We start from the raw sequence: 11,428 nt of genomic DNA on the forward strand, positions 1-11,428 counted from the left end.
TGATAATTATTAGTAATTATTGCCATCCTGCAAGTTCAAGAACAGTTAATTTATCTGGTTTAGCATCACTTTGCTTAGCTCTGTGTCGCCATTCTCTTGGAGATATCCCCATCACTTTGATAAAATATCTGTTAAAACTTGATACTGAATGAAAACCAACCTGCTCTGAGACAGCTATAATAGAATACTCAGTACCACGAAGATACTGACATGCTTTGTTAATCCTTATGCTGTTGATAAAATCAAGAGGAGTAGTTCCTACCATCTGATTAAAAAGTCTTCTAAAGTGTGTGGCACTTAAGTGGCACATATCAGATAGAAGTTCTACATGAAACTGTTGATTATAATTTCTATATATGTAATTAAGTGCAGGCGAGATAACAAGTAAGTTATCATTATGTACAACATCATTATTAATATTTTCTTTTGTATATGTTTCCTGAATTCGCATTATCTCTATGCATGTAGCTAAGAGAAAAGCCCTGATATTACTAAGATATCCGGTTTTTTGATGCTTATTCTCTTTTAAAATAGAATGAACAAGATAATGAAGTTCAGGATATTCATCTCTATATATAATACATTTAAAATTGGAAGCCATAGTAGTAAACTGATCAAAAAAGTCAGAATTAGCTAATAATCCCTTGAATAACTCATCTGTATCAAGGAATATATATGACCATTCGCTTCTTACACCAGGTTTACTATAAGTTGTGTGAACAAAGTTTCTTGGAATACATATCATATCACCTGCGTTAAACTCGAAGACCTTCCCATTAACTTCAAGATATCCGCTGTCAGAATGACATATACCAATTTCAAGACAATTATGAAAATGCAGATATTCTGCTTTTTCATCAGAGATCTTTAAGCGATCCTCATCTAATATAAGAACAGGAAAGCTTATTGGCAGTGTATAGTGGCGATACTCAGTTATGATTTTCTGTTTTGGCATATTTTTCCCTCCCTATAACCAAAAGAATATAAAAACAAGTAATCATTTCATATTAATAACATTCAAAGACTTAGGACTGGTGCTTTTGATGAAGCTTAAAGAAACCATAATCCTATGAAAGATTACAAAACCACAATATAAGTATTAAAATCTGCGTTTGTGTTTGTTTTGTTGTCTGTATTCAATTGTAACCATATTATAATACGAAAAAATAGTAATTTCAACCATAGGATTGCAAAAAAAATACAACAAATTATGCAAAAAAGCGAAACAATCCAAGACATTGACAAAGAAAAACATAAAAAACAACAAAAAAAGTCGTTGTTTTTCTGCCTTTTTTAAAAAGATGGTTATTTTTGCATAGTTTTTTAACAAAATTGCATAGAAATATTTTAAAAAATTGTGTAATATATATGTAATGAAACGGAAAACAAAAAAAGTAATTAGCAAAAATTACCAATAGTTTTCGGGACGATAAAATTCGAGGAGGCAAAGTATGGGAAAGAACAAAAACAATCAGGCAGCAGTTCAGGCAAAAACAACAACATCCTGGAAAGTTGCACTGAAAAGGGACTGGCAGTTATACTTACTGCTTATTGTACCGGTATTACTTGTAGTGGTATTCAAGTATGCATCTTATCCGGGATTGAGAATGGCATTTTACAATTACAAACCTGCTAAGGGATATGCAGGAAGCGAATTCGTAGGATTTGAAATCTTTAAGAAGATATTCAAAGATAAAGACTTCTTAAGAGCACTTAAAAATTCAATTATCTTTAATTTCTTAGATTTATTCATTGGATTCCCAGTACCTATCATACTGGCAATTCTTTTAAATGAACTTAGATTTCCAAAGTTCAAAAAAGTAACACAGACAATATTATACTTACCACATTTCTTATCATGGGTTATCGTAGCAAGTGTAGGATATACACTATTCAAACCTGAAAGTGGTCTTGTTAATATCTTATTAGTAAAGAATGGCATTATAGATTCAGGTATTCCATTCCTTACAGAAAAATGGCACTGGGCAATAAGTTATCTGCTTATCGGTGTATGGCAGTCAATGGGATGGGGAACTATCATATACTTAGCAGCAATCACAGGTATTAATGGAGAATTATATGAAGCAGCAACAGTAGACGGTGCAGGAAGATGGGCTAAGATAAAACATATTACACTTCCTGGAATCAGAACAACAACAGTAACTCTTCTTATTATGAATCTTGGACGAGTAATGGGAAGTAACTTCGAAAGACTTGATTCATTCGGTAACGTTCAGGTTAAAGATTTTCAGTATCAGTTAGCTGTATATATCTATGAAAAAGGTCTTGCAGGAATGAATTTCTCAAGAGCAACAGCAGTTGGTCTGTTCCAGTCACTTGTTGGACTTGTTCTTGTAATCGCAGCAGACAGATTTGCCAAAGCACTTGGTGAAGATGGACTGATATAATCGGGGGGTGAAAAGATGATGGCAAAAAAGACAGTAGCAGTAGCCAGAGATGCAGAAGTTGAACGCTCAGATTCTCATGGCGTTAATAAAATAAAAATTGGCGACATTATAATTATGATAATTATAGCACTTTTGTGTATGACATGTGTTATTCCATTCTTACACTTAGCAGCCAAATCAGTCAGCAGTAACTCGGCAGTACTTGCAAAATCAGTTTACTTATGGCCAAAAGGATTTAACTGGGATGCCTATAATACAGTATTTAAAGACGGACAGCTTGTACATTCAATGTGGTACTCAGTACTTGTAACAATAATATTCACAATACTTGGTATGGTAGTTACAATATGTGCGGCATATCCATTATCAAAGAAGAGATTAAAAGGAAGAAACTTTTTCTCACTTGCTCTTATGTTCACAATGTATTTTAGTGCAGGTCTTATTCCAGAGTACTTACTTATGAAAGACTTACATTTACTTGATAATATGTGGGTACTTATTTTACCACTTATCTTCTCTCCATATAACATGCTTATTATGAAGAGTTACTTACAGTCATCAATTCCTGACAGTTTGGAAGAATCCGCATTCCTTGATGGAGCAACTAACTTCCAGATACTTACAAGAATTGTACTTCCGCTTTCAAAACCTATCATAGCAACACTTTCATTGTTCTATGCAGTAGGTCGTTGGAATGCATATGCAGATGCAAAATACTACATAACTAAAAAAGCATTACAGCCAATACAGTTATTACTTTCAAATATGGTACTTAATAGTGGATCAGATGCAGTAAGTTTTAGTGAGGCAGCAGAAGTTGTAAGTACACCGGAAGTATTACAGGCAGCATCAGTAATGTTCGCAACAATACCAATTATTTGTATTTATCCATTTTTACAGAAATATTTTGTTAAAGGTGCTATGATTGGTGCCGTTAAGGGCTAATCTTTAGTATATAAAAGGGTATGGCATATTAAAGGAGGATATTTTTATGAGAAAGAAAATCACAAAAACTGTAGCTTTAGCATTGACAGGAGCTATGATTCTTGGTAGTTTCGCAGGATGTGGAAGCAAAGAGACTAAGACAGATGACAAAAAAGACACAAAAGAAGAGTCAAAAGCTGAAGAGTCAAAAGCCGATGACAAAAAAGATGATAGTGCAACAGGAATGGATTCATGGGAACCATTCTCAGATAAAGTAACTATCACAGTTCCAGTTTATGACAGAAGTAAAGACGGTTATCCAGCAGTCGATGATAACTATTGGACAAAATGGGTACAGTCAGAATTTGGTGATAAATATAATATCGAAGTAGATTATGTAGCAATTCCTCGTGGAGATGTTATGACAAAATACTCAATGTTAATCGCAGCTGAGCAGACACCAACAATCCTTATGGAATATGACTTCCCAAAAGTAGCTCAGTGGGCTAATGATGGTGCAATGCAGGAAATCGACCTTGATGAATTCGCAAAAGTAGCACCTACATACTATAACAAGATGGTAGAAAATGATCAGTTACAGTATACAGATTTAAATGGAAAATCATATTTTGTATTATCAGAAAGAGCATATAATGAAACAAGTTATACATACTGTACATTCGTAAGAAAAGACTGGTTAGACAAAATAGGTAAAGAAGTACCTACAACATACGAAGAATATTGTGACTGCTTAGATGCAATTATTGCAGCAGGACTTACAGACAAAGCACCAGTAAGTACAGCATTACCAACAGCAGCTTATGTTAATAACTTCTCATTCAGAGATTATCCTGTAGATGAAGAAGAATGGGCACAGTACTCATCACTTGGTACACCTTGCTTTACATGGGATGCAACAAAAGCAATGATTAAGAGAGCTAATGATGAATATCACAAAGGATATACATCAAAAGAATTCGACCTTGCAAAAGACGAAGATGTAAAATCAGATTTCGTTAATGGTAAATCATTCAGCTATGCTGGATATATGTCAGCACAGGTAGATTGGTTAACAGCATTCTATGAGAACAACCCAGGTGCAGAACTTGCACTTGCAAGCAACTATGTAGTTAATGAAAAAGGTGTAGCAGAAGCAACACTTAGAGCAGATAACCCATTTGGTATGATTGTTGGTTTCAGCTCACTTGCAACAGAAGATCAGTTAAAAGCAGCTTGGATGTACATGGAATGGATGAGCCAGGACGATGTATTATTCACACTTGAAAATGGTATCGAAGGCAAGACATATACAATGGTTGATGGAATTCCAGAAGTAGATGCTTCATACAGAGGCGATGACATGCTTAACCACAACTGTAACATTGATATGACATGTATCGTACATGCTTCAAAGACAATTGGTAACACAATTGAAGATGCAATCAAAGCAATCTCACCTAAGGGACTTCCTCAGGACTTTACACAGGACATCATTGATAATTACTATGAATTAAAAGATATTGCTGATTCAGGAAGAGCTTATACAGATCCAATCTTTACAGTAGTAATTGATTCAGAAAGTGAATACAATGCAACATTATTAAGCTTATATCAGGAATACTATGCAGAACTTGTAAAATGTGATCCATCAGAATTCGATAGCTTATATGAGAAATATAGCAAAGAATACTTAGACGCAGGTTACAAAGAGATCATTGATGAGAGACTTGAAGCATTAAAAGATGGTAATGTAGCAAACAAACCAAACTAGTATATTAATTGCAAATGCTCAAACAATTTGACAAACTAAGTTAAAATACTAAATTAAAAGAAATAGTTAAAAAACCAAATCAAAAGAAATAGTAAAAAACTAAATTAAAAGAAATGGTTAAAAAACTAAATCAAAAGAAATAGTTAAACAACTAAATCAAAATAGACAATATCGTCTGGGGTAAATACAGAGCGATATGTTAAAAATAAAAAGCCCCTTGCATCTGTGCCAGGGGCTTTTTATAAAAGAAAATACAAAAGAAAAATAGTAAAAATAATATATGAAAACTAACAGAAAATACTAATAGAAAAAACTAACAAAAAAACTAATAGAAAATATTAATAGAAGAATATTAATAGAACAATATTAATATGAAATACTGCAGCTATAAAGAAAAAAAGAAATATAAGAGAATAACAAATTGAAAAATACAAGGTAATAAAAATTAGTAAAAGCAAGAACTAACAAAGCGAGAACTAATAAAACAAGAACTAACAAAACTAAAACTATAATATTACCAATTTTATATTGATAATATAGACAGGATATATTTAACACGAAGAAATAAATATATAAAAATCAGGAGGGAATATTATGTTAAAACTGGAATTTGACAGAAAAGAAGTAGAAGAAGCAGTAGATAGAATAGTAAGAAAAACAATGAAGATGGATATGGTATGGGACTGGCCATGTGGCGTTGCATACTATGGAATATGTGAAGTATATGACCTTACTAAGAACGAAGAATATCTCAAATTATTAAAAGATAGAGTAGATGAACTTATAGAACTTGGACTTCCAACATGGACAGTCAATACATGTTCAATGGGACATTGCCTTATAACATTATATGAGGCAACAAAAGATCAGAAGTACATGGATATTATAGATAGCAAAGTAGAATACTTAAGAACAAAAGCACTACGTTTTGGTGACAATGTTCTTCAACATACAGTATCAGCTAATAATGATTTTCCGGAACAGGCGTGGGCAGATACATTATTTATGGCAGCATTTTTCTTATTAAGAGTTGGTGTTATGAAGGATGATAAAGACATTATAGATGATGCACTTAACCAGTATTATTGGCATATCAAATATCTTCAGGATCCTGAAACAGGACTTTGGTATCATGGATATAACAACATAAATAAAGATCATATGTCAGGATTCTATTGGGGAAGAGCCAATGCATGGGCAACATATACAATGTCACAGGTAGGAAGAAGATTACCTGAATGTTATCTCTATCCAAAATATATGGATGTAGCAGGAAGTCTCGGAGAACAGTTATCAACAATCAAGACATTGCAGACAGAAAATGGATTATGGAGAACAATTCTTGATGATGAAGAATCCTATGAAGAAGTATCAGCATCAGCCGGAATTGCAGCCGGAATGTTAACAAGAGGTAATCCACTTCATAGCAAATATATCAATAAAGCTATAAGAGGAGTGCTAGATAATGTTAATTCTGACGGAAAAGTAATGAATGTATCTGGTGGAACAGCAGTAATGAAAGACAGAGACGGATACAGAAACATATCAAGAGACTGGATCCAGGGCTGGGGACAGGGACTTGCACTTGCATTATTTGCAGGAGCACTTGGCGCAGACCAGTTTGTAAGAGACGGTGCATTATAGGAGGAAGAGGCAATGGGAATGAAAGGCAGTTTCACTTTACCAGGTGAATCCGGATATGAAGATTTAACATTAAAGATGGCAAAAAAATGGGGAGCAGATGTAATAAGAGACAGCGATGGCACAGTACTCTCGGATGAGATAATCAATGCAGGGTACGGAATATACTCAACGATCTGCATAATAAGAGATCATAATGAATGGGCTAAGAAGAATATGGACAAACTTCAGCAGACATTCCTTATGACAAGCCCACAGGTAAGCACAGAAAGAGAACTTACCATAGAACTTATGAAAGATTTTTTCGCAGAGCAGTTTAGCATCAATTATACAGAAGAAGCACTACGCTATATGCAAGTATATGACAGAACATCCAATAAGCTGATCTCATCAGCCAATTATACAGTAGACACAGAAAAAGGCACAGTAACAATTAAGGATATAACACCTTTCCATAAATATACAGTAAGTTTCCTTGCATATAGAATATGGGAAGAGATATCAATGTACAACCATACAACCAATAACTGGGACAAAGAACATCTTATGCAGATTGATCCAAGATATATAGAAACACAGCAATATATGACAGAATGGATGGAAGAATGGTGTAAGACACATCCTGCGACAACTGTAGTAAGATTCACATCAATGTTTTATAATTTTGTATGGATATGGGGCAGCAGTGAACGCAACAGAAATCTTTTTTCAGATTGGGCATCGTATGATTTTACAGTAAGTCCGAAAGCTCTTGATGAATTTTCACAAAAATACGGCTATACCCTTACCGCAGAAGATTTTATAAATCAGGGCAAGTTACATGTAACACATATGCCGGGCAATAAGAAAAAAACAGACTGGATGGAGTTCATTAATGACTTCGTAGTAACATTTGGTAAAAAATTAATAGACATAGTTCACAAGTATGGCAAAAAAGCCTATGTATTCTATGATGACAGCTGGGTAGGTGTAGAACCATACAGCGATAGATTTACAGATTTTGGATTTGACGGGTTGATAAAATGTGTATTTTCCGGATACGAAGCGAGACTCTGTGCCGGAGCAAAAGTTGCAACCCACGAATTAAGGCTTCATCCATACCTCTTTCCAGTAGGACTTGGAGGTGCACCAACATTTATGGAAGGAGGAGATCCTACACTTGAAGCTAAAAAGTTCTGGAATAGTATAAGGCGAGCACTTTTACGCCAGCCGGTAGACAGAATAGGACTTGGAGGATATCTTCACCTTGTAGAACCATTTCCAGATTTTTGCGATTACATTGAGAAAGTGGCAGATGAATTCAGAACAGTAAAAGACTTCCACAAAAAAGGCGCACCATACGAGATTAAGACAAAAGTAGCAGTACTTCACAGTTGGGGCAAGTTACGCTCATGGACACTTTCGGGACACTTCCATGAGACATATATGCACGATCTTATTCATATCAACGAATCATTGTCAGGACTACCTGTATCAGTCAGATTCATTAATATGGAAGACATCAAAAAAGGTGCGTTAAAAGATGTAGATGTAGTAATCAACGCAGGTTATGCAAAAAGTGCATGGAGCGGCGGAGACATGTGGAAAGATGATGAAGCAGTCACAATACTTACACAATGGGTATATGAAGGCGGTGCATTCATCGGTGTAAACGAACCATCAGCAGTAGAAGGCTATGATACATACTTTAGAATGGCACACGTTCTTGGAGTTGATGAAGATACAGGAGAGAGAGTATGCCATGGAAGATGGGATTATGACATCGAAGAAGAAACAGGACTTTTCCCAACAGGAGCTTATGTAAAGACTAACAACAAAAAAATGTATCTTACAGATGGAAAAGCCAAAGTATTAAAAGAAGAAAAAGGAATCCCGACATTCACAATAAATGAATTTGGAAAAGGAAAAGGAGTATATCTCTCTACCTATGAAATAAACCTTGCCAATACAAGAATGCTTCTTAATACAATACTACTTGCATCAGGAGAAGGACTTAATGGCAGATACTTAACAGATAACAGCAATACAGAATGTGCATATTATCCGGCAAGTAATATGCTTGTAGTAATCAATAACAGTAACACAACACAGAACACAAGCATAGATACAGAGGGTGGAAAAGTTACAGTAGAAGTAGAAGCCTATGATACAAAGATAATAGAATTGTAAAAGCTTATGATACAAAGATAATAGAATTGTAAAAGCGATAATAAAGACAAAATTTAGTTGATATCCACTTTGGTTTAAATTATAACCTTTTTGTGAGTTATTACAGAAACGAATGGTTCGTTATGAACAGACAGTGACTGATTTGAATTATAACCTTTTGTAATTTCTTAAATAGGAGCACAGCTCCTTAAAAGTCCATTACCTTTAGGTGATGGGTAGTTCACTACAGAAACGAATAGCTCGTTATGAACAGGCAGTGACTGATTTGAATTATAAACTTTTTGTAATTTATTACGTAGTAGCATACTAATATTTTACCGTAAATCCCAGGTTTTTTGAAGCCTGGGATTTATTTTTTAAGAATATGTATCGCATTAGCATAGAAAAAGGACACTATACTAATTCTTTGATATGATTATGATACCAATAATGCTTACAAAATGCTAAATAAAGATATCTAGAGAAAAAAGTATCTTTACATCAGAGTTTCAACATCTAAGCAAAAGAAAAAACTTGAAAACTAGGTACAGTTACTAAAAAATTCTTGATTTCAAATAAATCAAAGAATTTCTACAACCATGCAAATTTTCTTGCTTAGACAAGAAAGAGCTGGTTAAAGTTAATTACAATAAGGTTCGCGGAAGATATAGAAGTTTGTTTGTGAGTGACAAAAATAGTGTCGAAAAGACATGAACAGTAAGTTGATATTGATAAATAAACATATCAATACATGACACAGATACAACAGAGATAGTACGAGCATGATATGAACAGACAGGTTAACTTGTAATATAAGAAATGATAAAAATAGTTGAATTGTAATGGCAGAATGTATATAATTATAATGTAAGCACTTACAATGTAATTGTAAAATAATTTTCTTGAAAGGAAAAAACATTATGGTAGATAACAATTGCGCATATTGCGTTGAAGGTGAACTTGTAGCAAAGTTTGGAATTAAAATTTGTGAATTGGAGACTTCAAAAGTATATTTATTCAAAGAACAGAGCCACAAAGGCAGATGTATCGTTGCACACAAGAAACATGTAGGCGATATGAATGAACTTACAGCCGAGGAGAGAAGTGCATACTTTGAAGATGTAGCAAGAGTAGCAAGAGCTATTATGAAAGCTTTCAATCCAGACAAAGTCAACTATGGAGCATATGGAGATACAGGACATCATCTTCATTTTCATCTTACACCAAAATACAAAGATGAATTTGAATGGGGAGGAGTATTCTTAATGAATCCAGATCGAGTATATCTTAAAGATGAAGAATATGACGAGATTATTGCAAAGATAAAAGAAAATTTATAAGCTAGAGCGTAAAACCCACTACCTTTAGGTGATGGGTAGCTCACAATAAGCCCTACCACATAATATAAATTCTAAACAGATAGTTGTAAAAGACTATGCCTAATTAGTATTTTGCAACTATCTGTAATATAAGAAACTGAATAATCCGATAAGAACCATTAACATAGACATTTATCTTTATCCTTTTGTTACAAACAAACTTCTATATATTATGCAAACCTTATTGTAATTAGCTTTAACCGGATCATCATTCTCTAAAAACTTTCTAGCTATCTATTATCGTACATGTCTTGTATAGCTTTAACTGGCTCTCATTATTCTCTAAAAACCTTCTTCCACTTGCATAACATTCCACAGTTAGAATAACAACAAGTCAAATATTCCACAGTTAGAATGACAACAAGCCAAATATTCTTAAGTTAGAATAGCAACAAGTCAAATATTCTTAAGTTAGAACAACAACAAGTCAAATATTCCTCGGTTAGAATAACATTAAGTCCAACATTCTGAGCTTTATATTGCATCATTTCAATGAATAATCTCATAGGTGAAATTCCTATAAACGATTGTTTTACGTTCTTATTCATAGAGAATTTTTATTTTTATTTTTGTTATTTCCATTATCAGTTAGAGTTTCGCCTGGAACTTCAATATTATACACAAATTCTACAGTGATGATTTGTAATCAGGAATGAATCTTATAATAATAATATTTTAGAAAGGTTGGCTATACTTCTAGGTTGAAAGACAGAAATTTACCAAAGCACACCTAGAATTTGAATATAATAATGAGAACGTTGGATTGCTTGGTAATAAAAGCTCTTAGTTAAAAAAATTTATATATATCTGTAGTTGAAAGCCTGAGAATAATGTATGATTACAAACTAAACCTGACAGTAAAAATCATGCAGGATTGTCTATGAGAGTGAACAGGGAAAAATGAAAAATTATATACATAGTATAGTGTTACATCTTTTTTGTGTTGTATCTTTCGATACTGTTTTTTCTCAGATGTCTTGTCAATTAATCATCTTAAAAATAGAATATTAAAAAATAAATAAAAAAAGTTAAAAAAGAGGTTGACATAACTTGTATGGTATGATATCATCTATCTTGCTGTTGAGGCAAAGCCTTAGAAAATAAGGCAAAACGAAGAACTTAATATATAAAATTAACTGGGGAATTGATTTTCACAT

At 33.5% G+C, this 11,428-nt stretch carries 7 protein-coding genes; 6 read left to right on the forward strand and 1 reads right to left on the reverse strand.

Features of this window, described 5'->3' with window-relative positions:
• Positions 1 to 16 precede the first annotated feature (16 nt).
• Positions 17 to 955: an AraC family transcriptional regulator gene (locus tag KQI85_RS12160; RefSeq protein ID WP_216576349.1), complete on the reverse strand. Its 939-nt coding sequence runs from the start codon at positions 953 to 955 to the stop codon at positions 17 to 19.
• 496 nt (positions 956 to 1,451) lie between these two features.
• Here KQI85_RS12160 and KQI85_RS12165 point away from each other — a divergent pair, with 496 nt between their 5' ends.
• From KQI85_RS12165 to KQI85_RS12190, 6 genes are all read left to right on the forward strand, one after another.
• Positions 1,452 to 2,408 carry a sugar ABC transporter permease gene (locus KQI85_RS12165; protein ID WP_216576350.1) on the forward strand — a complete coding sequence of 319 codons (957 nt, stop codon included), beginning with the start codon at positions 1,452 to 1,454 and terminating at the stop codon, positions 2,406 to 2,408.
• Between the two features lie 15 nt (positions 2,409 to 2,423).
• Positions 2,424 to 3,353 (forward strand): carbohydrate ABC transporter permease, encoded by a 930-nt coding sequence (locus KQI85_RS12170; protein WP_253293879.1) that lies wholly within the window; start codon positions 2,424 to 2,426, stop codon positions 3,351 to 3,353.
• Positions 3,354 to 3,399: 46 nt separating this feature from the next.
• Entirely contained in the window at positions 3,400 to 5,103 is a 1,704-nt protein-coding gene (locus KQI85_RS12175) for an extracellular solute-binding protein (protein WP_216576351.1), read from the forward strand.
• A gap of 594 nt (positions 5,104 to 5,697) precedes the next feature.
• Positions 5,698 to 6,747, forward strand: a complete 1,050-nt coding sequence (locus KQI85_RS12180; RefSeq protein ID WP_216576352.1) for a glycoside hydrolase family 105 protein — start codon at positions 5,698 to 5,700, stop codon at positions 6,745 to 6,747.
• Positions 6,748 to 6,759: 12 nt separating this feature from the next.
• A complete protein-coding gene (gnpA, locus tag KQI85_RS12185) occupies positions 6,760 to 8,913 on the forward strand; it encodes a 1,3-beta-galactosyl-N-acetylhexosamine phosphorylase (RefSeq protein ID WP_216576353.1) in 2,154 nt (717 codons plus the stop codon).
• Positions 8,914 to 9,812: 899 nt separating this feature from the next.
• Positions 9,813 to 10,232, forward strand: coding sequence for an HIT family protein (locus KQI85_RS12190; RefSeq protein ID WP_216576354.1), 420 nt, complete (start codon positions 9,813 to 9,815; stop codon positions 10,230 to 10,232).
• The last annotated feature ends 1,196 nt before the right edge of the window (positions 10,233 to 11,428 follow it).

Source organism: Falcatimonas sp. MSJ-15, from assembly GCF_018918265.1.
GTDB lineage: Bacteria > Bacillota > Clostridia > Lachnospirales > Lachnospiraceae > Falcatimonas.